The 22,791-nt window shown below is 61.9% G+C and carries 19 protein-coding genes; 14 read left to right on the top strand and 5 right to left on the bottom strand.

Annotation, left to right across the window (positions count from 1 at the left end; all coding sequences use genetic code 11):
- Positions 1-92 precede the first annotated feature (92 nt).
- Entirely contained in the window at positions 93-767 is a 675-nt protein-coding gene (locus NKH90_RS06040; RefSeq protein WP_352818058.1) for a DUF2161 domain-containing phosphodiesterase, read from the bottom strand.
- A 340-nt stretch (positions 768-1,107) separates the two neighbouring features.
- Between NKH90_RS06040 and NKH90_RS06035 the strand changes: the two genes are divergently transcribed.
- The 7 genes from NKH90_RS06035 (at position 1,108) to apnL (ending at position 9,451) form a co-directional block, all read left to right on the top strand.
- Positions 1,108-1,935 carry a phosphogluconate dehydrogenase C-terminal domain-containing protein gene (locus tag NKH90_RS06035; protein ID WP_352818055.1) on the top strand — a complete coding sequence of 276 codons (828 nt, stop codon included), beginning with the start codon at positions 1,108-1,110 and terminating at the stop codon, positions 1,933-1,935.
- Between the two features lie 265 nt (positions 1,936-2,200).
- The gene (locus tag NKH90_RS06030; protein WP_352469588.1) at positions 2,201-3,142 is read left to right on the top strand and encodes a D-ribose ABC transporter substrate-binding protein; all 942 of its coding nucleotides are present in this window, start codon (positions 2,201-2,203) and stop codon (positions 3,140-3,142) included.
- A gap of 113 nt (positions 3,143-3,255) precedes the next feature.
- Positions 3,256-3,909, top strand: coding sequence for a DUF2291 family protein (locus tag NKH90_RS06025; RefSeq protein ID WP_352539317.1), 654 nt, complete (start codon positions 3,256-3,258; stop codon positions 3,907-3,909).
- The gene (locus NKH90_RS06020) at positions 3,906-5,450 is read left to right on the top strand and encodes a sugar ABC transporter ATP-binding protein (protein ID WP_352469590.1); all 1,545 of its coding nucleotides are present in this window, start codon (positions 3,906-3,908) and stop codon (positions 5,448-5,450) included. The genes NKH90_RS06025 and NKH90_RS06020 overlap by 4 nt, the downstream gene beginning before the upstream one ends.
- A complete protein-coding gene (locus NKH90_RS06015; protein WP_023675478.1) occupies positions 5,447-6,511 on the top strand; it encodes an ABC transporter permease in 1,065 nt (354 codons plus the stop codon). Before NKH90_RS06020 ends, NKH90_RS06015 begins: the two co-directional genes overlap by 4 nt.
- Before the next feature lies 1 nt (position 6,512).
- Positions 6,513-7,547 carry a Gfo/Idh/MocA family protein gene (locus NKH90_RS06010; protein WP_352682593.1) on the top strand — a complete coding sequence of 345 codons (1,035 nt, stop codon included), beginning with the start codon at positions 6,513-6,515 and terminating at the stop codon, positions 7,545-7,547.
- On the top strand, positions 7,544-9,451 hold the full coding sequence (apnL, locus tag NKH90_RS06005; RefSeq protein WP_352818047.1) for a D-apionate lactonase: 1,908 nt from the start codon (positions 7,544-7,546) through the stop codon (positions 9,449-9,451). The genes NKH90_RS06010 and apnL overlap by 4 nt, the downstream gene beginning before the upstream one ends.
- A 76-nt stretch (positions 9,452-9,527) precedes the next feature.
- Here the strand turns inward: apnL and NKH90_RS06000 are convergent, their stop codons facing one another.
- Together NKH90_RS06000 and NKH90_RS05995 are read right to left on the bottom strand one after the other, a co-directional pair.
- Positions 9,528-10,496 carry a GlxA family transcriptional regulator gene (locus tag NKH90_RS06000; protein ID WP_352469593.1) on the bottom strand — a complete coding sequence of 323 codons (969 nt, stop codon included), beginning with the start codon at positions 10,494-10,496 and terminating at the stop codon, positions 9,528-9,530.
- Positions 10,497-10,800: 304 nt separating this feature from the next.
- Positions 10,801-11,514: a transcriptional regulator NanR gene (locus tag NKH90_RS05995; protein WP_292663135.1), complete on the bottom strand. Its 714-nt coding sequence runs from the start codon at positions 11,512-11,514 to the stop codon at positions 10,801-10,803.
- 181 nt (positions 11,515-11,695) lie between these two features.
- Here NKH90_RS05995 and oiaX point away from each other — a divergent pair, with 181 nt between their 5' ends.
- Positions 11,696-12,958 (top strand): 3-oxo-isoapionate-4-phosphate decarboxylase OiaX, encoded by a 1,263-nt coding sequence (gene oiaX / locus NKH90_RS05990; protein ID WP_352818045.1) that lies wholly within the window; start codon positions 11,696-11,698, stop codon positions 12,956-12,958.
- 4 nt (positions 12,959-12,962) lie between these two features.
- Positions 12,963-14,297, top strand: coding sequence for a four-carbon acid sugar kinase family protein (locus tag NKH90_RS05985; RefSeq protein ID WP_352818043.1), 1,335 nt, complete (start codon positions 12,963-12,965; stop codon positions 14,295-14,297).
- A gap of 113 nt (positions 14,298-14,410) precedes the next feature.
- Here the strand turns inward: NKH90_RS05985 and NKH90_RS05980 are convergent, their stop codons facing one another.
- Positions 14,411-14,908: a hypothetical protein gene (locus NKH90_RS05980; protein WP_352741965.1), complete on the bottom strand. Its 498-nt coding sequence runs from the start codon at positions 14,906-14,908 to the stop codon at positions 14,411-14,413.
- A 282-nt stretch (positions 14,909-15,190) separates the two neighbouring features.
- Between NKH90_RS05980 and NKH90_RS05975 the strand changes: the two genes are divergently transcribed.
- From NKH90_RS05975 to NKH90_RS05965, 3 genes are all read left to right on the top strand, one after another.
- The gene (locus tag NKH90_RS05975; RefSeq protein WP_352818039.1) at positions 15,191-16,708 is read left to right on the top strand and encodes a S10 family peptidase; all 1,518 of its coding nucleotides are present in this window, start codon (positions 15,191-15,193) and stop codon (positions 16,706-16,708) included.
- Positions 16,709-17,069: 361 nt separating this feature from the next.
- Entirely contained in the window at positions 17,070-18,299 is a 1,230-nt protein-coding gene (locus NKH90_RS05970; protein WP_352448142.1) for a sensor histidine kinase, read from the top strand.
- Positions 18,296-18,970, top strand: coding sequence for a LuxR C-terminal-related transcriptional regulator (locus NKH90_RS05965; RefSeq protein WP_352448141.1), 675 nt, complete (start codon positions 18,296-18,298; stop codon positions 18,968-18,970). The genes NKH90_RS05970 and NKH90_RS05965 overlap by 4 nt, the downstream gene beginning before the upstream one ends.
- Before the next feature lie 39 nt (positions 18,971-19,009).
- Here the strand turns inward: NKH90_RS05965 and NKH90_RS05960 are convergent, their stop codons facing one another.
- Complete coding sequence (locus tag NKH90_RS05960; protein WP_352818035.1) at positions 19,010-19,651, bottom strand: hypothetical protein; 642 nt, start codon at positions 19,649-19,651, stop codon at positions 19,010-19,012.
- Between the two features lie 706 nt (positions 19,652-20,357).
- Between NKH90_RS05960 and NKH90_RS05955 the strand changes: the two genes are divergently transcribed.
- Together NKH90_RS05955 and NKH90_RS05950 are read left to right on the top strand one after the other, a co-directional pair.
- Positions 20,358-21,362, top strand: a complete 1,005-nt coding sequence (locus NKH90_RS05955) for a LacI family DNA-binding transcriptional regulator (RefSeq protein ID WP_352818032.1) — start codon at positions 20,358-20,360, stop codon at positions 21,360-21,362.
- Between the two features lie 73 nt (positions 21,363-21,435).
- On the top strand, positions 21,436-22,791 hold the full coding sequence (locus tag NKH90_RS05950; protein ID WP_352818029.1) for an ABC transporter substrate-binding protein: 1,356 nt from the start codon (positions 21,436-21,438) through the stop codon (positions 22,789-22,791).

Raw genomic sequence — 22,791 nt, 5'->3', positions numbered from 1 at the left:
GTGTCGAAATATGGTTCCGTGAGCGAGGTGATGTCTTGCCGGAAGCCGTGATTGTCGCGGAAAGCAGGGCGCGAAATCCGGCGTTGCCTGTTTCAGGCAGCGGTGTGGCTGCGATCGGGCTGCGGCCAGCGCTGCAACGCCTCATGGCCCTGAGCGGTCAGTTCGTAGATCCCGCGATCGGTGCGTGCGAACCAGCGATACACATTGTGCAGCAGAATCTTGGGCGCGTTCGGCAGGTTGGGCTTCAAGTCACGCGGCCGCTTTGGGCCGTCGGCGAGGGCTGCGGCGCATGCCAGTGCCTGCTGGCGATAGGCGGTCATGATCGGCGCACGCGAGCCGCCGCCGGCGACAGGATCTCCCTGCCGACGCCGATGTTCGTCAATTAGCTTCGAGCGGCGCCGGGGATCCCGACGCGGAGCCAATGCCGTCGGGCTGAGCAGCACCTGAACCTCGCCGTTCGGTCGCACGCCAAGCAGGCCAAAGCCGAGCCGACGGCAGAGATTGCGGTATCTCACATCGCTCTCACGGCCCTTGCCACGGGCCGACATGCATGCCGCTAGCCAGACCTCGTCGCTCGCCGCCATACGGTCGACGCCCTGGAGCACCAGTTCGAGGTTGAACTTCAGCTTCAGCTCGCAGATGACGACGATCGGCGGAGAGTCGGCACTCAGCGCCAGCAGATCGCAGCCGCCGATCTCGCCCTTGACCATAAATCCCAGGCCTTCCAGGAAGGTCTTGACCGGGCTGTAGAGTGAAGTTTCGAGCATGGGCCTTTGTCGGCTGCGAATCATTCCGCCGATCGGCGGTTCAGCGCGATGATCGCTCCTTGCCGTTGAACAGGAGGTAAACGACGGCCAAACAAGTGGTCAGAGCCGTGCCATGGCCGCTTGCCAATTTGGTATGCTGGTATAATGTGTACCTAAGATAGCATGCTCCGCGTAGCTGCGCTGTGCTGGACATCCGGGGCCCGAGACACCGTCCATGGCATCGTCATTTGAGCGGCGGCTCCCCTGCGTTCTCTAATCCGCCGACCGGCGGCAATGTGCATACAAGTCAATGGGATGACGATCGGCAGGGCCGTCGTTGGAATTCAGGAGTAACGGACACATGACAACGATTGCGCTGTTTGGTGCGGGCGGCAAAATGGGTTACCGTCTGTCGACCAATTTTCGCGGATCTCCCTATACGATACGCCATGTCGAGGTCAGCGACGCCGGCCGCGAGCGGCTTAAGTCGGGCCTCGGCATCGATGCCGTCAGCGCCGATGAGGCGCTTGATGGCGCCGATGTGGTGATCCTGGCGGTGCCGGACACACATATCGGCAAGGTCGCGGCGAACATCGAGAGCAAGCTTGCATCAGGCACGATGGTCGTCGTGCTCGACGCCGCGGCACCTTTCGCCGGGCATTTGCCGAAGCGGCCGGACCTGACGTATTTCGTCACTCACCCGTGCCATCCGCCGATCTTCAACGACGAGACCGACATGGCGGCGAAGAAGGACTATTTCGGCGGCGTCAAGGCCAAGCAACACATGGTCAGCGCCTTGATGCAGGGACCGGAGGAGGATTTCACCAAGGGTGAGGCGATCGCCAAGATCATCTGGGCCCCGGTCATGCGCTCGCATCGCGTCACCGTCGATCAGATGGCGCTGCTCGAGCCCGGCCTTTCGGAAACGGTATGCGCCTCGCTGCTCGTCGTCATGAAGGAGGCCGTTGACGAGGTGGTGGCGCGCGGGGTCGACAAGCAGGCGGCGCTCGACTTCCTGCTTGGTCATATGAACGTGCTTGGCGCCGTCATCTTCGGCGAGACCAAAGGCGTGTTCTCCGACGCCTGCAACAAGGCGATAGAGTTCGGCAAGCCGGTGCTGATGCGCGACGACTGGAAGCGGGTGTTCGAGCCGGAGGAGATTGCCGCGAGCATTCAGCGCATCACTTGAGGGCAGCAACGCGTTCTCCGGAACATGTCACCTGAAATTGTCATTGACTCATTATACCAGTTGGCTTAGCTGTTCGATGGATCGGACCGTCAAGCTTCGCAGCAGGATCAGGCGCTGGATGAGTGGAGGATAGGGGGAGCGATCCGTCGAGGTGAAGCCGGCCAAGGGCTTGTGAATCTGACGCGACCCGCCGCCTACGGCCGGCTAACGAAATCGAATGCATATAGCCTTGGGATAAGGCACGGATTTTCAACGGGAGGAATACATGAAACTGACACGCAGAATGACGCTTGCGGCTTTTGCCGGCATGCTGGCGCTTGGCACCGCCGCACCCGCCTATGCGGCGGATTTGATCGCCATCATCACGCCCTCGCATGACAATCCGTTCTTCAAGGCGGAAGCTGTCGGCGCGGAGGCGAAGGCCAAGGAACTCGGGTACGAGGCGTTGGTGCTCGTCCATGACGACGACGCCAACAAGCAGTCCGAATTGATCGACACGGCGATTGGCCGCGGCGCCAAGGCGATCATCCTCGACAATGCCGGCGCCGACGCCACCGTCGCCGCGGTGCAGAAGGCCAAGGACGCAGGCGTTCCTTCCTTCCTGATCGATCGCGAGATCAATGCCACCGGCGTTGCCGTCGCGCAGATCGTCTCCAACAATTATCAGGGCGCCCAGCTCGGCGCGCAGGAATTCGTCAAGCTGATGGGCGAGAAGGGTAATTTCGTCGAGCTCGTCGGCAAGGAATCCGACACCAATGCCGGCATCCGCTCCAAGGGTTACCACGACGTCATCGACGACTATCCGGACCTGAAGATGGTGGCGCAGCAGTCGGCCAATTGGAGCCAGACCGAGGCCTATTCAAAGATGGAATCGATCCTCCAGGCCAATCCCGATATCAAGGGCGTGATCTCCGGCAACGACACGATGGCGATGGGCGCTCATGCGGCACTTGCCGCTGCCGGCCGCAAGGACGTCATCGTCGTCGGCTTCGACGGGTCGAACGACGTGCGCGACTCGATCACCTCCGGCGGCATCAAGGCGACAGTCCTGCAGCCGGCCTTCGCGCAGGCGCAGATGGCGGTCGAGCAGGCCAACGACTTCATCAAGAACAAGAAGTCCCCGGCTGAGGAAAAGCAGCTGATGGACTGCGTCCTGGTCAATGGCGACAATGCCGCCAAGCTGGAGACGTTCGCGCTCACCAACTGAGCCGGCGTAACATCAAGCAGCAAGGGACGAGCCTCCGGTTCGTCCCTTGCTTCCATTTCGCCCTTGCCTCCATTTCTCTGGGTGCTCCTGACCGCCATGCCGAACGAGCCGACATGTTCAACACGCTGACCCGGCCGATCTTTGTCGCGTTGTTCCTCGCAGCAATAGGCAGCCTGACCGCCTGCAAGATCCTGCCGACGCCGTCGGCGGAAAACGGCGGCACTGGCTCCGCATTCGATCCCGACAAGATGGTCGCGGACATCTGGGCGGCGAAAGTCATACCCTATCTGCAGCAGAAGGCCGGGCCGTTTGCCGAGGTTCACACCTTGGCCAAGACCGATCCCGCCGCTGCCGGCGCCAAATACGGCAACCCGAAGAAGCAGGCGAATTCGCCATGGACCTTCGCCGTTCGGCTCGAGGGCAAGGTCGTGGCAGCCAACACACAGTCACGCGCGGCGACGATGGACGTCGATGCCGACGGCGACGGCAAGGCGGACGCGCGGGTGCAGATCGGACCCGCCATGCGCGGAACCGCGCTGCGCGACAGCCTCGACTTCATCCAGTTCAACGATTTCACCAACCAGATCGACTTCGCCCAGTTCGGCAAGGCTTTCAACGCCTATGCCGACAAGACCGTGCTTTCCAAGCTGCCGCGCGAGGCACTCGAGGGCCGCAGCGTCGAGGTACTTGGCGCCTATACGCCGGGCAGTGGCCAGGACCTGCCGCTGGTGACGCCGGCGGAGGCAAAGATCGGGCCGAAGTCATGAGCGGCGATCAAGATGTCATCCTGAAGCTGGAGGACGTCTCGAAAGTCTATTCCGGCACCGTCGCGGTCAAGCGGGCGAATTTCGAAGTGCGCAAAGGCGCGGTCAACGTGCTGGTCGGCGAAAACGGAGCCGGCAAATCGACGCTGATGAAGATCATCGCCGGCGTCGAGCAACCGACGCTCGGGCGCATCCTGCTGGACGGCGAGGAGGTTTCATTCTCGTCTTCCGGTGATGCCGTGAGCCGCGGCATCGGCATGGTTTTCCAGGAGCTGAATCTGTTCGGCAATCTGACTGTCGCCGAAAATATTTTCGCCACCCGCGAGATCACCAACCGCTTCCGCAAGATCGACCGCAAGGAGCAGGAGCGCCGCGCGGCGGAGTTCCTTGAACGCCTGGAAGCCGGCATCCGGCCCGACATGCTGGTCGAGGATCTGCGCATCGGCCAGCAGCAGTTGGTCGAGATCGCCAAGGCGGTTTCGCTCGATGCGCGCATCCTGATCATGGATGAACCGACCTCGGCGCTCAGCGCGGCGGAAGTCGAGATCCTGTTCAAGGTGATTGCCGACCTCAAGGCACGCGGCGTGGCAATCGTCTACATCTCGCACCGGCTCGAGGAGCTGATCCGCATCGGCGACACCATCACGGTGCTGCGCGACGGGCGCATCACCGGCCAGGCGGAGATGAAAGACGTCGACACCCAGTGGATCGTGCGGCAGATGATCGGCTCGGACGCCAAGGACTTCGCCAAGGCCGACGGCCATGTGCCGGGCGAGGAAATATTCCGCGCCGAGGACATCTGCCTGCCGCGCGTCACCGGCGGGCTTGCGGTCGATCACGTCTCGCTATCGCTGCGCGCCGGCGAAATTCTCGGCATCTATGGCCTGATGGGCGCCGGACGCAGCGAGCTGTTCGACTGCATCATGGGCCGCCACGGCCATTCGACGGGCACGATATTCATTGCCGGCAAGAAAGTGCACGAGCGCGACACGACGCGGCGCATCCGGCGCGGCCTGGCGCTGATCCCCGAAGACCGCCAGCGCGAAGGGCTGGTGTCAATCCTCTCCGTCGCCAGCAATCTGACGCTGGCCAGCCTGTCGCGGTTCGTGCGCCTGTTCCACATTCGCGGTGCCGCCGAAAGACAGGCGGTGGCCCGGACGGTGCGCGAACTGGCGATCAAGGTCGCCGATCCGGCGCAGGAAGTCTCGTCGCTGTCAGGCGGCAACCAGCAGAAGGTGGTGATCGGCAAGGCGCTGCTCACCGGGCCGAAGGTGCTGTTGATGGACGAGCCCAGCCGCGGCATCGACGTCGGCGCCAAGGCCGACGTGTTCCGCACCATGCGCAAGCTGTCGCGCGACGGCCTGGGGATTCTGTTTGCCACCTCCGATCTCGACGAAGTGATGGCGTTGTCCGACCGCATCGCGGTGATGAGCAATGGAAAACTGACCGGCATGTTCGACCGCGCCGAGGCGACGGAGGCCGCACTCGTCGCTGCCTCCGCCTTCGGCCACGGACCGGTCCCGCACGGAGAGCAAGACGCATGACTGACATCCCAGCCAAGGCGGCGGTCAACTCCATGTCGGGCGGCTCGGTCCTGCTGACGCTGATGAAGGCGAGGACGTTCATCGCGCTGATCGCCGTGCTGTTATTCTTCTCGATAGCCGCCCCCAATTTCCTATCGGCCGCCAATCTTATCCTGATGTCGAAGCATGTGGCGCTGAACGCATTCCTCGCAATGGGCATGACCTTCGTCATCATCACCGGCGGCATCGACCTGTCGGTCGGCTCGATCGTCGGCCTGTGCGGCATGGTGGCCGGCTATCTCGTGCTCAACGGCATCGACCTGCAGGTCGGCTATACCATCTATTTCAACGTCTTCGAGATCGCGCTGATCACGCTTGCCGTCGGCATATTGATCGGCGCCGTCAACGGCTTGCTGATCACCAGGCTCAACGTTGCGCCGTTCATCGCCACGCTCGGCGTGCTCTATGTCGCGCGCGGCCTGGCGCTGCTGTCGTCCGACGGCCGTACTTTCCCCAATCTCGTCGGCAAGCCGGAGCTCGGCACCACCGGATTCGGCTTTCTCGGCGCCGGCCGGTTGCTCGGCCTGCCGGTCGCGCTCTGGATTTTGCTCGTCGTTGCGCTAGGGGCGGCCTATCTCGCCAAATACACCCCGCTCGGCCGCCACATCTTCGCGGTTGGTGGCAATGAACGGGCGGCGCGGATTTCGGGCGTCCGCGTCAATATGGTGAAGATGTTCGTCTACATGTTCTCCGGCTTCTGCGCGGCGATCGTCGGGCTGATCATCTCGTCCGAACTAATGGCCTCGCATCCGGCGACCGGAGAGAGCTTCGAGCTCAACGCCATTGCCGCGGCGGTGCTCGGCGGCACCTCGATGTCGGGCGGTCGCGGCACGATCGGCGGCACCATTGTCGGCGCCTTCGTAATCGGCATCCTTTCGGACGGGCTGGTGATGATGGGAGTGAGTTCGTTCTGGCAGATGGTGATCAAGGGCCTCGTCATCATCGTCGCCGTCGTCGTCGACCAGGCACAGCGCCGGCTGCAGAGCCGTGTCACGCTGATGCAGATGGCAAAGGCCGGCTGACATGGCGGAACTGCGTGGAGCGCTGATCGGCTGCGGCTTCTTTGCCATCAACCAGATGCATGCCTGGCGCGACATAGAGGGCGCCTCGATCACCGCCATCTGCGACCGCGATCCGGACCGGCTACGGATCATTGGCGACCAGTTCGGGGTCGCACGGCGCTATACCGACGCGGCGGCGCTGTTTGCCGGCGAAAGGCTGGATTTCGTCGACATCGCCACCACCGCACCAAGCCACAGAATGCTCGTGGAGATGGCGGCGCAGCACGGCGTTTCGGCAATCTGCCAAAAACCGTTTGCGCCGACGCTTGCCGACGCCAAGGCGATGGTAAAGGCCTGTGCTGACGCCGGCGTGCCGCTGATGGTGCATGAGAATTTTCGCTGGCAGTCTCCGATCCAGGCGGTGCGTACCGTGCTCGACAGCGGCGAAATCGGCACCCCCTTTTTCGGACGGATCTCGTTCCGCTCTGCCTATGACGTGTTTTCCGGCCAGCCTTATCTGGCGACGGGAAAGCGCTTCATCATCGAGGATCTGGGTATCCACATCCTCGACATCGCCCGCTTCCTGCTGGGCGACGTCTCGACCGTCACTGCGCGAACGGCGCGCATCAATCCCGGCATTGCCGGCGAGGACGTTGCGACGATGCTGATGGACCACACGGGCGGCGCCACTTCCGTGGTCGACTGCAGCTACGCGAGCAAGCTCGCTACCGAGCCGTTTCCGGAGACGCTGATCGAGATCGACGGCAGCGACGGCACGATCCGGCTAGCGCAGGGCTACCGCCTCACCGTCACCGGCAGGAGCGGGACAGCCGTGAGCGACGTCTCGCCACCGCTGCTGGCCTGGGCATCACGGCCGTGGCACAACATCCAGGAAAGCGTCGTCGCCATTCAAAAGCATTGGGTCGATTGCCTGACCAAGGGAACCGAGCCCGCGACCTCGGGCGCGGACAACCTCAAGACATTAGCGCTGGTCGAGGCTGCGTACGCTGGGGCCGCAAGCCGGGAGCCGGTGCAACTCGACGCCTTGCTGAAATGACAGCCGACGCCTTCCTCCTCTACGGCACACGTGCCGTTGAAGCCGAACCGGTCAGGCTGCGCGCCGGCGCGCTGACGGCGGACTTCGCCAACGGCAATCTGCGCACTATCCGGCATGGCGGCACCGAGGTTCTGCGCGCCGTCGCCTTCATCGTCAGGGATCGCGACTGGGGCACCTACGAGCCGGCGCTCACCGATTTAATCATCGACCAGGGCGATGACGCTTTCTTCGTCAGCTATTCGGCAGGTTGTTTCGGACCAGAGGGAAGCCGGCTCGACTTCCGTGCGACCATCAAGGGCTCGGCCGATGGCCAGCTGATCTTCGACGTGAGCGCTCTTCCCGACAACGATTTCGAGACCAATCGCTGCGGCTTCTGCATCCTGCATCCAATTGCCCGGCTGGCCGGCAGCCCGGTCACGGTCGAGCATACCGATGGCAGCGTGGTCACGACGCGGCTTCCAGAGCTGATCGATGCCTGGCAGCCTTTCAAGGATCTGCGGGCGATCACCCATGAGATCCGGCCGGGCGTCACCGCCGAATGCCGGATGCAAGGCGACACGTTCGAGATGGAGGACCAGCGCAACTGGTCGGATGCCTCCTACAAGACCTATGTCCGGCCGCTCGCGCTGCCATGGCCCTATGTGCTGCCTGCCGGCAAGACCTTCCGCCAGACCACTAGTTTGCGGATAGAGGGTTGCGGGAAAGTGCCGGCTGCTGCGGCAATCGCGGAACCAATTCGCGTCACGCTCGGCCAAGCCGGACCGGCGCTGCCGGATGTTGGCGTGATCATCTACCCGGATGAGGTCGAGGCGGCGCTGGGCAAGTTGTCGGTGCTGTGCGAGCTTGGTCCGCAGCAATTGATGTTCCACTACGACCCGACGCGTGGCCATGGGCTCGACGCCTTGCGATCCTACGCCCGGCTCGCCGCCGCCTATCCGGTCCGGACAACGCTCGAATGTGTCATTGCCGGCGACGGCGATCTCGACGCCGAGCTTTCAGGCGTCGCCGACAGGGTGCGCCAGGCCGGGCTCAAGCTTTCGGCCATTGCCGTCTCGCCCTCGGTCGACCGGCAGTCGACGCCACCGGGCAGCGCGTGGCCGCACTGCCCGCCGCTCGAAGACGTCTACGCCGCGGCGCGGCGCTCCTTTCCCGACAGCCGCCTCGGCGGCGGCATGTTCAGCTATTTCACCGAACTCAATCGCAAGCGTGTGCCGGCCGACCCGCTCGATTTCGTCACGCATTGCACCTGCCCGATCGTGCACGCCTCCGACGATCTCAGCGTCATGCAATCGCTGGAGGCGTTGCCTTTCATCACGGCGTCAGTACGAACGATCTTCGGAACAATACCTTATCGGATCGGGCCGTCGACCATTGCCATGCGCCAGAACCCTTATGGCGGCGCGACCAAGGCTAATCCCGACGGTCAGCGCATTGCCATGGCCAACCGCGACCCTCGCCATGCCGGGCTGTTCGGGGCCGCATGGACGATCGGCTATGCCGCGCGCGTTGCGCCGGCCGGGCTCGAAATGCTGACGCTCTGCAGCTTCACCGGACCATTCGGCGTGCTGGCCTCGTCGGGCGAACCTGTCAAAGAAGGTACACCCCGGCCGATTTTCCACGCGGTGAAAGGACTTTGCGATCTGGCCGGCCATGCGCATGTGGCGGCGACAACGACCGATGAGACGCGGGTGCTGGCACTGGCCGGCCACTCCCAGACAGGCAAGATCATCGTCTGGCTGGCGAACCTTACTCCGGACGACCTTCCAGTCGATGTTTCCGGGCTCGGTTCCGATCAGGGTTTTCTGAATATCTGGGATGGACGAACGTCACGCCAGATTCAGCGCGACGCGTCGGGCCGAGACCGTCTTGTCATGACGCCCTACGCAATCGTCCGGATTGGCTGAAGTCACGCCGGGGTTCATGAATCGCCGCAGTTCCGTAGCGGTTGCCCGTAGCCGCAGCACTTCCGCTGCCGACTTGTCACCGGACTTGCTTTCGAAACTCGCCTGGTGCCATTCCAGTTGTCTTGGAAAAAAGACGGCTGAACGAAGCGACGTCCTGATATCCCACCCGATAGCAGATTTCTGAGACACTCAGTTTCGTTTCCTCAAGCATGGACCTTGCCAACTCCAGCCGCCTTTCCTGGATCCATTTTCCCGGCGTTGTCTGGAGCTCGTCGAAAAACCTGCGAGACAGGGTTCGCGAAGACATTGCCAATTCGGTTGCAAGAAATTTCAAATCGATTTCTGACATCTTGTCTTTCGAGAGCTCGCGCAGCTTGTTCTCGAATGGGCTGGCGTCGTTCGAAATTTTGTCGAGAGGAAATTCGTAGGGACTCTGGAATTTGCGCGGCGGAGGAAGAACCAGAAGTTTTCGAATGATCCGCTCTTCCTTCTCGAAGCCCAGATCGATCAGCAAAGCCCTGGCGAGTTCGAGTCCGGAAAACCCGCCTCCACATGTGTAAAGGCGGTCCTGGCGAATGAGCAGGCGGGAAGCGTCCCATCGCACTTGCGGAAACCGGCGGCTTGCCTCGTTCTTCAGCCACCAGGATATCGTTGCGCGCTTGCCGTCCAACAATCCCGAAGTGGCGAGCAGATAACACGCGCCGCAATGTGCTGCGATGATTGCGTCCTGCTGCTGCGCGAGGGCGATCAGCGGTTTTGAATGCTCACTCTCCTCGTCGAGCGAGCGCAGAAGCTCCGGAATCTCGACACCCGGCATGGCAATGAGAATCAGGACATCCATTTTCCGGGATGGTTGAGCCTTTGTCGGGAAGGAAATTCCGGTGCTCGATGCCGACGGCGCGCTCCTTGAAACGAACTCACAGGAGAGAACCTGCGAACGGCAGACGTCATTCACAAGCTGAAACATTTCCACGAGCGTCGAGACGACGGCCGAATAGAAATTCGACGGCAGCCAGATCACAACGTGGAGGCCCCTGTCAGCCATTGCGGTACTCCAGTATCGTTCTCGGATGGCAAGCCTAGCATAGTCTTTGCAAGAATTGCCAATCCCAGAACAAGCGCGGCGCCTCCAGGAGGGCCTATGCGGGCTTGCTGACGAAAGCGGGCCGCGGAAATCCATGGCTGGGAAGATGCAAATGCTGAAATCGTTGAATGAAAACACGCGGCACATACATCGGTTTCAGACGCAACAGAAAACTGCGTCGGTCCGGGCTCAGGCTGATCGGTGGTCAGTCAGTAGGCCGAGAGCAAGGTGCCGGCCGCTGCGGTCGGGACCTTGCTCTTGATTTTCAGCTGCCGGAGTTCATCACGTAAAGCGCACGCGAGCGTTCGAGGTGCTTGATCATCGCCTTCTCGGCGCCATCCGCATCCTTGGCCTCGATGCGTCCGATGATCTCTTCGTGCTCGGTCAGCGTGAACTTTTCCTTGCCGGTCCAGATCAGCATTTCGGTGTGGTATTCCTTTAGCCAGCCAAGCATTGCCTCGCTGACGGCGACATAGATCGGGTTGCCGGATATTGCCGCGATCTGGGTGTGGAATTTCATGTCGGCGGATATAAAGGCTTCCGAGTCGCCACGATGGCTGCGTTGCTCGGCAACCGTTGCCCGCAACCGCTGCACGTCCTCGGCGGTTGCCTTCTCCGCGGCTTCCCTGACCATGCCGCGCTCGAAGAAGATACGCGCGTTCTTGAGGTGCTCCAGCGTGTCCTTCGACGACGACAGGATGATCTTGGCGGCGCCGTCGACCTGTTTGATGATCGACTTGGCGGTCAGCTGCAGCACTTTCGCCCGCTCGCCATGCGAGATCGCGACGAGGCCCATATTGCTCAACGCCTGCATTGCCTCGCGGATCGCCGGCCTGCCGACCTCGAAGCGCTCCATCAATTCGCGCTCCGACGGCATGTCGTCACCCGGCAACAATTCGCCGCTGGTGATCAGACGCTTCAGTCTCAAGAATACTTCGTCGGAAAGCTTGCGCCGGACGATCGGCTCCGAACGGTTCATCGTCGCGAATCACTCCTTTGACCGCCCCTATCTAGCATTTCCGCCGTGAATTCCGGAACGCCTGCTGCCGGCTCGCCGTTACCGCCAAGCCGGATAGGGCTTGCAAAGCTTATGTACTCATTATACCAGATTTCAAGGGCCAAGGAACCTTTTTCGAACCACCCCGGCAGGCCGCGCGAATATGATTGTTCTCACCTATCGCATCGAAACGCCGGGCAATATCGAGGCGCTTGCGGCCAAGATCGCAAGCGACCAGTCGACCGGAACCTTCGTCGCGCTGGCCGGCGAGACCGAAGAGCTCAAGGCCAGGGTCGCAGCGCGAGTCCTGGCGATACGGAATCTGCCGGATGCGGAGCGGCCGTCTCTTCCCGAAACCGGTCCCGAAGCGCGCAACGGCCCGGTCAAGCGCGCCGACGTCGACATCGCCTTTCCGCTGGATGCCATCGGTACCGACTTGTCGGCGTTGATGACCATCGCCATCGGCGGCACCTTTTCGATCAGGGGCCTGTCCGGCATCCGTGTCGTCGACATGAAGCTGCCTGAGGAGTACCGGGGCGCGCATCCGGGCCCGCAATTCGGCGTCACGGGCAGCCGCAGGCTGACCGGTGTCGCGGATCGTCCGATCATCGGGACCATCGTCAAGCCGGCGCTGGGGCTCCGCCCGCCCGAGACGGCCGCAATGGTGCAAGAGCTGATTGCGGCCGGCGTCGACTTCATCAAGGACGACGAGAAGCTGATGAGCCCGGCCTATTCGCCGCTGTCGGAGCGGGTGAGGGCAATCATGCCGCTGATCCTCGACCACGAGCAGAAGACCGGCAAGAAGGTCATGTATGCGTTCGGCATTTCACATGCCGATCCCGACGAGATGATGCGAAACCACGATCTGGTGGCAAAGGCCGGCGGCAATTGCGCGGTGGTCAGCATCAATTCGATCGGCTTTGGTGGCATGGCTTACCTTCGAAAACGCTCCAGCCTTGTGCTCCATGCCCACCGCAATGGCTGGGACATTCTCACCCGTCATCCCGGCCTTGGCATGGATTTCAGGGTCTGGCAGCAGTTCTGGCGCCTGCTTGGCGTCGACCAGTTCCAGATCAACGGCATCGCCTCAAAATACTGGGAACCCGACTGGTCCTTCGTCGAATCCTTCAAGGCGGTGACCACGCCGATCTTTTCGCCAGCCGATTGCGCATTGCCGGTCGCCGGCTCCGGCCAATGGGGCGGGCAGGCGCCTGAAACCTTCCAGCGAACCGGCCGGACGGTCGATCTTCTCTATCTCTGCGGTGGTGGCATCGTCAGCCACCCGGACGGGCCGGGCGCCGGCGTGCGCGCCGTGCAGCAGGCCTGGCAGGCGGCGGTCCAGGACATTCCGTTGGCGGATTATGCCTTGAGCCATGTCGAGCTGGCGCGGTCGATCGAGAAGTTCGGCGGCGGCGAGGCGGCCTGACGCCATGCAAAACCTGCTTCTGAGTTACTATGGCGACGACCTGACCGGCTCGACCGACGTTATGGAGGCGCTCGAGCTCGGCGGCGTGCCGACCGTCCTGTTCATGCGCCAGCCGGACGAGGCGCTGCTTTCGCAATTTGCGCATTGCCGCGCCCTCGGGCTGGCCGGCACCAGCCGCAGCGAGACGCCGCAGTGGATGGACACGCATCTGCGAGATGCCTTCGCCTGGCTGAAGACCGTCAACGCCGAGATCTGCCACTACAAGGTCTGCTCGACCTTCGATTCCAGCCCGGCAATCGGCAGCATCGGCCGGGCGATCGAAATCGGCCGCTCGGTTTTCCGGCAAGACGGCGTGCCGCTGGTGGTCGGCGCGCCGCAGCTGAAGCGCTACACCGCCTTCGGTCATCTGTTCGCGGCCTATCGCGAAAAATATTTCCGCATCGACCGCCATCCCGTGATGAGCCGCCATCCGACCACGCCGATGGACGAATCAGACCTGCTGATCCATCTGTCGCGCCAGACCAGCCTCGCCTCGGGCCTGGTCGACCTGGCGACGCTGCAGTCCGCGTCGCGGTCGAAAGCATTCGACCGGCTTGTGGAGAATGGCTCAGGTATCGTGCTTGTCGATGTCGATAGCCTGGAAACCCAGGCAATTGCCGGCAAGGAGATTTGGCGCGCTCGCAAGCCGGGCGGTTATTTCGTCGTCGGCTCTTCAGGCATCGAATATGCCTTGCTGGTCGAATGGGCATCGAACCGGATCGTGGATACCAAATCCGCCTTTTCGCCGCCGGGCGCTGCCGACAGGATTGCCGTGGTCTCGGGGAGCTGCTCGCCGACGACGGAACGACAGATCCGTCATGCTCTGGCCGACGGCTTCGACGGGATCGAGCTCGACCCGGTCGAACTGGTTTCTGAGGCTTCGAACGACGCGATTGCGCGCGCGGTGGCAACCGGCCGCTCCAGCCTACGGGCCGGGCGCAGCGTCATCCTCTACACCGCGCTCGGACCTGCGGCCGACCGCGGTGCAGAAATCGATCTCCGGGAAGGCGCCCGCCATAAGCTCGGCCGCGGCCTTGGCGAGGTTCTCCGCGAACTGACGCTTCAAGAGAAGCTACTGCGCGTGGTCATCGCCGGCGGCGACACGTCGAGCCATGCACTTGGCCAGATGGGCGTCGACGCGCTGACTGTGCGAATGCCGCTGCCGGCATCGCCGGGCTCGCCACTTTGTGTGGCGCATTCAAGCATTAAGGCGATCGATGGGCTGGAAATTGCCCTCAAGGGCGGGCAGGTCGGAACCGACCGCTATTTCTCCACTATTCGCGATGGGGTCGGCGGTTGAGAGCGGGGAATGTCAGGTCAAATCGGTGATGCTCGATCGGGATCGAGGATAGTCAATAGCCGGCAAACCAGAAATCTCAGGCGTTCAGATCAGCGGCAATGCCACTCATCCCGCTATCTGCCCATTGTCCTGCCTGGATGATACTGACGGGCGTAGGCGACACAGGCGTCTACCGTGCTGACACAGAGCGCATCGCGGTTGTTCGGCAGGTTGTTGTCGCCGGCGTAGGCAACCTCGGCAACATGACCGTCAACCATTCGAATTTGCGTGTTGCAATAGCCGCCGGGGGCGACGTTGACGGAACCTCCCAGCGCCGGGACCGGGCCAATGGCCACGGTCGGAACGACAATGTTGAGATTGCCGCGTTGAACGACGCGCTGATAGGTCCAGATCTGGCCGGATTTGCCGACATCGGCAGTGGCGGTCGGAAAGCCGGCGCACATTCGAACGTCCGCCTCGCTAAGGCCGACCATCTCCCTGCGGGCTGCCGCCGCCGTGGCGTCTTCCTTCGCAGTGCTCGACGTGTCGTCGGGCATGACGCAGGAAGACAGGATGGCGGCGCTTGCCGATAGAAGGAGAAAGGCAAGCTTTCGGGTGTGGAAAGATGTCATACCAACTTCGGATTGCACGGGAGCCCCGAATGCCAACCTAGGAAGTGGGCCAATCGAGTCAACCGGCAGAAAATTCACGAAGTCGTTTGGTCCGCCAATCCGCCGCACGCATCTGCTGGAAGAGGTTGAGGCTGCTGCCGTGACCCTCGCGCCCTATCTTCCGCCTGGGCATCGGATTTCCAAATCCGACCCCTCTTCTTGTCAGATGTACTGGCGCACGGTGCTGTGACTTTGGTTCGGCCGACGGTGTGCTAGTTTCCAGCCAATTGCTCCGGAGACGTCATGCCTATCAAGCTGCAAGAAATCGCCCTCGCTCTTCTGCTGTTGGTTGCCGGAGTTGGGGTGGGTCACGCGGAGACGGCCCAGCGGCCGCCGCCCACAGGCGGGGTTCTCTCGCTCCTGCCACCGCCGCAGACTTCCGATCATTCGATCGTCATAGCCGGACGCACGCTCGATTACGAGGCCAAGGCCGGCACGCTGTCATTGCCGTCCGGCAAAGGCGATATCACCGCCGAGATTTTCTACGTCGCCTATGCACTGCATTCCGGGAAAGAAACGGGACCGGATCCGCGGCGCCCGATCACCTTCGTGTTCAATGGCGGTCCGGGAGCAGCTTCCGCTTATCTTCATCTCGGCGCGCTCGGTCCGCGGGTCCTGGCGACGGCGGCCGATGGAAGTTTCCTGCCGCCGCCGCAGAGGCTGTTCGACAACCCCGACACTTGGCTCGACATGACCGACCTGGTCTTTGTGGACCCTGTTGGAACCGGTTACAGCCGTGAAGCGCCCGGCACAGAAGCACACAGCTTCTGGGGCGTCAGCCAGGACGTCGCGTCGATAGGCGCGTTTATCCGGCTCTATCTGGCGCAGACGAACCGTACGGCATCGCCTGTCTTCCTGGCTGGCGAAAGCTATGGCGGCTTTCGAGCAGCATTGCTCGCCAGGAAGCTTCAGGAAGACATCGGCATCAGCCCGAGTGGCGTCGTGCTGATTTCGCCGGCGCTCGAATTCACGCTGGTGCGCCCAGACGAGTTCCAGCCGCTCCACTGGGCGCTGGAACTGCCGTCGCTGGCGGCAGTGCGCCTACACAGCGAAGGCGTTTCCGGCCCGGCCCTGCAGGAGCGGCTGGCAGAAGTCGAACGCTATGCGCTCGGCGATTATCTGGCCGCACTGGCAGGTGGGCTGGAGCAGGGTGGACGCCTGGCGAGCCAGCGTGTCGCCGCAATCACCGGTCTGCCGCTCGATCTCGTCCAGCGGCACTTTGCACGCATTCCCATAGGGCTGTTCGCCAAGGAGTTTGCACGGGCAAAGGGCAATGTTCTCAGCGCCTATGACGGCAACATCGCGACAGCGGACGTGGCGCCAGAGAGCCTGGGAGTCGAGGGTCCCGATCCGGTGCTCGACCGAAGCGTGCCGGCGCTCACCTCCGCTTTCGTCGGCTATGTGCGTGATGAATTGAACTTCCGCACGGATATCAGCTATCGGCTTCTCAACCGTGAAGTCAGCGGCAATTGGGACTATGGGACGAGCGCGACGCGTCAGGGCTATGCGGGTGTCATGGACGACCTTCAACAGGCGCGCGTGCTAAACCCCAGCCTCGGCGTGCTGATCGTCAACGGCTACAGCGACCTGGTGACGCCGTACATGGGCTCGCGCTACCTGCTTGGTCAAATTCCTTCGCTTGCCGGCGCAAAGCCCATTCGCACCGAGGTGCTGGAGGGCGGGCACATGATGTATCTGAGGCCGGATGGACGGGCGGCACTGAAGCAGGCCGCGTCCGAGCTTTACCGAACGACGCAATGAGACGGTTTGCCCAAAAAAGCGCCGGATACGCTGTTCGCCCTCTCATCAGGCCCTAGTTCCATCGCGATTGATCGGTTACACACCTAGGATGGCGTCTTTCAGCGACGTTCGACAACGGATTAGCCGGCTCTCCAGAATCGCGCCACTGGTGCGGCGTGCTGCCGAGCGGGCCATTCGGAACACCAAGCCACACAGGCTGACAAGCCTTGTTGACCGTTGGAATGCGCTGTCGCTGGCAACGCAGTTCCTGCTCGCGGGCGGCCTATTTTCCCTGTCAGCCATGGTGGTGGTGGGGATTTCCGTCACGAACCATATAGAAACCGTGGTCACGCAGAATTCGGCATCCGCAACGGCTCTTTACGTGGACAGCGTTATCGCGCCGCTGCTTCCGGATATGCGCAAGAGCGAAGTGCTCGACGAGAGCGTCGCCCATGCGCTCGATGAAACGCTGGGACAAGGGGCACTCGGCACAAGGCTCGAATCCTTCAAGCTCTGGCGTCGCGACGGAACCATCCTGTATTCGACCGACAAGACATTGATCGGCAAGCGCTTCGAACCCAGCGACAATCTCCGGGCGGCATTCGCAGGCCAAATGGTCTCGGAGTTCGACAAGCTCGACGATCCGGACAGCGAGGCCGAAAGAGCCAGCGGCTTGCATCTCCTCGAGATCTATAATCCGGTGCTGCAGCCATGGTCGGGGGAAGTGGTGGCCGTTTCGGAATTCTACGAGGTCGCCACTGATTTTGAAAGAAACCTGCATCAGGCGCTCATTCGAACCTGGCTGGACGTTGCCGTCGTCACAGCGGCCTTCTTTCTCGGGCTGTCGGCAATCGTGTTCCGTGGCAGCCGCATGATCAGTTCGCAGAGCCGCTCGTTGAAGCAGCGCATTGCCGAGCTTTCCGATCTGCTTGCGCAAAACAGACTGTTGAGGCTGCGGGTGCAGCGTGCCTCGCAGCGTGCCACCGCACTTAACGAACGCTATCTCAGGCGCATCGGTGCGGACTTGCACGATGGCCCCGCGCAATTGGTTGCTCTCGCGGCGCTGGGGATCGACAGCCCCGTCATTGCCGATCCCGCTACGCCGCAATCGAAGCGTGCACAGGAATTGCTGGCCATCAAAGCACATCTGGACGATGCCATGCGCGAGATCAGGAGCATCAGCAAGGGCCTTGTCCTGCCGCATATCGAGCATGCCGAACTGGGTGAAATTCTCCAGCTAGCCGTACGGGCGCACGAAGAACGAACCGGCGTCAAAGTGAGATTATCGATGACCGGCGGCCATGCGCCGTTGTCGCCGGCGGCCAAGATCTGCATCTTCCGCTTCGTCCAGGAGGCGCTGAACAATGGATTCCGTCATGCCGGAGGTGAAGGTCAGTCGGTCGAGAAACATTTCGACGGCGAGCGCGTTTGTATCGAAGTGGCCGACGCCGGCGCTGGCTTTGACCCGCAAATCGTGCGTCCCGAGAGGCTGGGACTCATTGGGCTGCGCGAGCGGGTGGAAAGCCTCGGGGGCCAGTTTACCGTGACTTCCTCACAGAGTGGCACAGTCGTAAGAATGGCCCTCAACATCGTTGAAATGGGGCAGACATGACAGTAGCCATCAAGCTCGCCATCGTCGACGACCACCCGCTGTTCAGGGAAGGCGTTGTGCGCACGCTCGATCAGATCGGCGGGTTCGAGATCGTCGGTGAAGGAAGCAGCAGAGACGATGCCCTGCGGATAATCGAAGACCAGCGGCCCGACATTCTGCTGATGGACATCTCGGTTCCTGGAGGTGGCCTTGGCGTGATCGGACCGGCCCTTGAGCGGCATCCGGCACTGAAAATTGTGATGCTGACCGTTTCGGAAGAAAACCAGCACGTGATGACCGCGTTGCAGAGCGGGGCAAGGGGCTATGTTCTGAAGGGGGTCGGGTCGAGGACGTTGGCTGCGATCCTGCGCACGGTAGCGTCGGGCGAACGATATGTCTGTCCACAATTGTCGGCGCGCCTGTTGGCCGATCTCTCGGCTCAATCAAAAGAGCCGGCGAAAGCTGACGGACTTGCCGACCTCACCAGCCGCGAAAGGGAGATCCTGACGCTGGTTGCCGCGGGACTGAGCAACAAGCGGATCGGGCTTCGGCTGAACCTCCATGAAAAGACGATAAAGCACCACATGACGCGAATCCTGGCCAAGCTCAACGTCAGCAACAGGACCGAAGCCGCCATGACCTTGCGCGATGCGACTGAGCGCCGGCATCCGCCTGTTCGCGATCATGCTTGAGCCGAAATTGCCGCACAGCGCGGCTATGTGAACTGGCCCTCAGTTGATCATTCCAAGCAACCTGTCCCGATCGGAACGCGTCGCCAGGCGCCGAATGATGGTGCGGCCCTCGGCATCCCGCATTTCATATTGGTCGCTGTCGATGCGCTCGCTGAGGCCGTTCGAATGCACCACGCCAATGCTCGGGCCGCTCACCTCGACCCGGTCTCCTGTGGATGCGTTGACAAAGAGTTTTGGCTTGCTATCGAGGTTTACCGCAGGGGCGGGATCAGGGAGATTGTCGTCCTGCGACTTTGCTTTGCCCTTGCCGGCACCAGCGTTCGAGTTCGAATTGCCGGAGTTTCCACCCGAATTGCCCGAATTGCCGTTCCCGTTCCCGCCATTGCCGTTGCCGTTCCCGCCATCTTTGGCCCAGGCAGCCTGCGGGCCGAGCGGCTGCGATGATCCATCGAACACGACGCGATAGGGGCTTACGACGAGAATGAAGGTCAAGACGACTACAGAAATGCCGACACGACGTCCTCGTGAAGATCCGGTCCTTCGTTTCCGGGTCGTCATCAATGAACTTGTCAGTCGCATGTCGGAACTCCCCTTAATCATACGGCTCTGTCGTACTGCCTCCTGTTCGAAATTCGTGTGATGCTTAAAACAATGGTTTGCGTCCGGAACGTCAAGACCCACCAGTCCCACGATGGTAACTGGTGGGTCTCGCTAGCGCAGGAAGGGACTATTTACTGCGCAAGTCTTTTGCCTTCCTTTGGTTGCGTCTCTCCGCGGTAGCGCCGACTTCCACCGTCAGCCAACAATAAATCCAATGGCCGCGACCCCGAAACACAGGCCAAATAACGGAAAAAGCAGCCAACGTGCCTGGTGAATGCTCGGGTCCATGGCGGCCTCCTGTAACAGTCGGCATCGCAACGGGGCTCCTCGGAACTCAGTTCCTGAAACTCTCGCATTTCGGGCTTTTGCGATAGCAGCCTCGGACCAAAGTTTGGCTGTGCGGGTCCTTGGTCGATAGGCTTACAGACTGAAGTCCCTATGCCAGGAGCCCGCCCTGCATTCGGCGACCTTTGTGTCCAACTGGCAGCTGCGATCCACCGCCCCTTCGAATGCTTTGCGTTTCTGGCTCTATGGCAGCAACGCCGTTGGTCTACTGCCGCATCGTTGAAACGCCACCAATGCAGACCCATATGCGAATTGCGTCGGATGTCTCCTCCCATTGCGTCCGGCGCGTTCCCCTCTGGAGGTTATAGACCTTCACACTTGGCCGGGCTTAACAACCCGGCCTTTTCTTTTGGCATTTTGTATAATCGCCTGATGGCCCTAATTTGCGAGACATCGGTAAAATCGATTTGCAAATGCATTCAAGTGCCCATAGCCTGTCACCATGAGCACGATTTCCAAAGTTGCCACGCGAGCGGGCGTGTCGCGCACGACCGTGTCGCATGTCATCAACCATGCGGACCGGGTATCGAAATCGCTGCGTGAGCGCGTACAAGCGGCGATCGACGAACTCGGCTACACCCCGAACCCGCAGGCGCAGAGCCTGCGCACCGGCCGTACCAACATTATCGCGATGCTGATCCCGGACATCCGCAACCCGTTCTATCCGGAGCTGGTGAAAACGGCGCAGTCGACGCTCGAAGTGGTCGGCCTCGACATGCTGATCTTCAACACCGACGTGCCGGGCGGACATTCACAGGATCACGGCCGCGAGTATTTGCGCCAGATCGGGCGCAAGCGGGTCGACGGCGTCATCGTTGCCGACTTCGCGCTGCACGGCATGCACAGCGAACTGCTCAGCCTCGATCTGCCCGCCGTCTTCATCGGCCATCTGCCGAACCATGCTGTCGACAGCGTCCAGCTGGACGATTTCGGCGGCGGCTATCTGATGGGCGAGTATCTGGCGAAGAGGGGCCATCGCCGCATCGCCCATGTCACCGGGCCATCCTTTTTCAAGGAGGCGATGGCGCGTGCCGCCGGTTTCGAAAAAGGGCTCGCCGACAATGGCGTGCCAACCTCCGCCGATCTGCGGTTTGAGGGAAGCTATCTTGCCCCGTCAGGGCGGGAAGCGGTCACCTGGCTCAGGGAGAAGCACGGCGGACACCTGCCGTCGGCGATGTTCTTCGCCAATTATCTGATGGCCTCCGGTGCGCTGACCGAATTCTACGACCATGGGATCAATATCCCTCAGGATATCGCCATCGCAGTCTTCGATGACCTGCCTCAACTGGAATATGTCAGGCCGAAGCTGACCTGTGTCGGCAACAGTCCGACAATGCTTGCCAAGCGCGCCACGGAAATGCTGCTCGAACGGCTGGGTGGCAAAGTCGAGGGCGCGCCGCGCACCGAAGTGATCCCATGCGCGTTGAGCCCATTCGACAGCGCGTGACGCCAGATGCCGGCAAAGGGAACGGAGGTCCCTTCGCCAACGTTCGACCGAACAACATCCAAGGGAGGAATTGATGACTGACAAAACGACCCGCGACCGGCCATTGGCCAGCCTGAATCGCCGTCGGCTGATCCAGGGCGGCGCCACTTTCGCTGCCGCCGGCCTCACAGGCTTCCCGTTCATCAACAGGATGGCCGTGCGCGCTCAGGAAGCGCCGCTGAAATTCTGGCAGTTCTATGCGCCTGGCGGAGACGTGAAGCCGCAGGTCCAGTGGTTCGAAAAGCTGGTGGCCGACTGGAACGACGGCCACGACCAGAAAGTCGAGCTCGAATATGTCGTCAATAGCGAATACATCTCCGGTTCCAAGCTGGCAACGGCCTTCGCGTCGGGCGAGGGTCCTGACATCTTCCTCATCAGCCCCGGCGATTTCCTGCGTTATTACAATGGCGGCGTGCTTGCCGACCTGACGCCGCATATCGAGGATGGCGCCAAAGCCGATTTCCCGGAAAGCGTCATCGCCAACCGCATGGTGGACGGCAAGATCTACGGTGTGCCGATGGAAGTCGAGCCGATGGCCTTCTACTATTCGGTCAAAGCGTTCGAGGATGCAAAGCTCAACGAGAACGACGTGCCGAAGACCTGGGACGAGCTGTTGGCGGTCGCCAGAAAGCTGACGACGCCCAGCCGCTACGGCGTGCTGTTCGAAACGACTCCCGGCTATTACCAGAACTTCACCTGGTATCCGTTCCTGTGGCAGGGCGGCGGCGAATTCCAGGGCAAGGACGGCAAGAGCGCCTTCGATTCGCCGGCCACCGTCCAGGCGCTGAAACTCTGGCAGGATGCCATCAATACCGGCGTGGCGCCGCGTCAGGTGGTCGGCGGCGGCTTCGACATAGTCGCCAATCTCGGGGCAGGGCTGTGCGCCATGCAGAACTGCGGCATCTGGGGCATTTCGGCGATGGACAACAACGCCAAGGATGTGCCCTACGGCATCTTCAAATTGCCGACGCCGGCCAATGGCAAATACGTCACTGTCGGCGGCGGCTGGGCCTTCGTCGCCAATGCCGGGGGCAAGAACCCAGATGCCTCCGCCCAGTTCTGCGCCTGGGCGCTGGCCTCGATGGACCAGGCCTCGATCGACCGTGTCGTCAACTGGTGCACGGTCGCCAAGAGCGACATGCCGCCGCGCAACAGCGCGCTGAAGGCCGGCGCCGATGTCTTCAGCACGGGCAAGTTCGGCACCTTCGCCAAGGAGATCCACCCGGGAACGCGTGCCGAGCCGCGGGTTCCGCCGGAGGCGTACAAGATCATCTCCGACGCCATCCAGTCGGCACAGCTTGGCGGGGTTGATGCCCAGCAGGCGGCGACGACGGCCAGTCAGCAACTCGATGCGTTCCTCGCTTCCTATTCCGGCGCGCCGATCCTTTAG

Source organism: Mesorhizobium sp. M0898 (assembly GCF_040319695.1).
Classification (GTDB): domain Bacteria; phylum Pseudomonadota; class Alphaproteobacteria; order Rhizobiales; family Rhizobiaceae; genus Mesorhizobium.
Note: the sequence above shows the minus strand (reverse complement) of the source record. Positions and strands in the feature narration are given on the sequence as shown.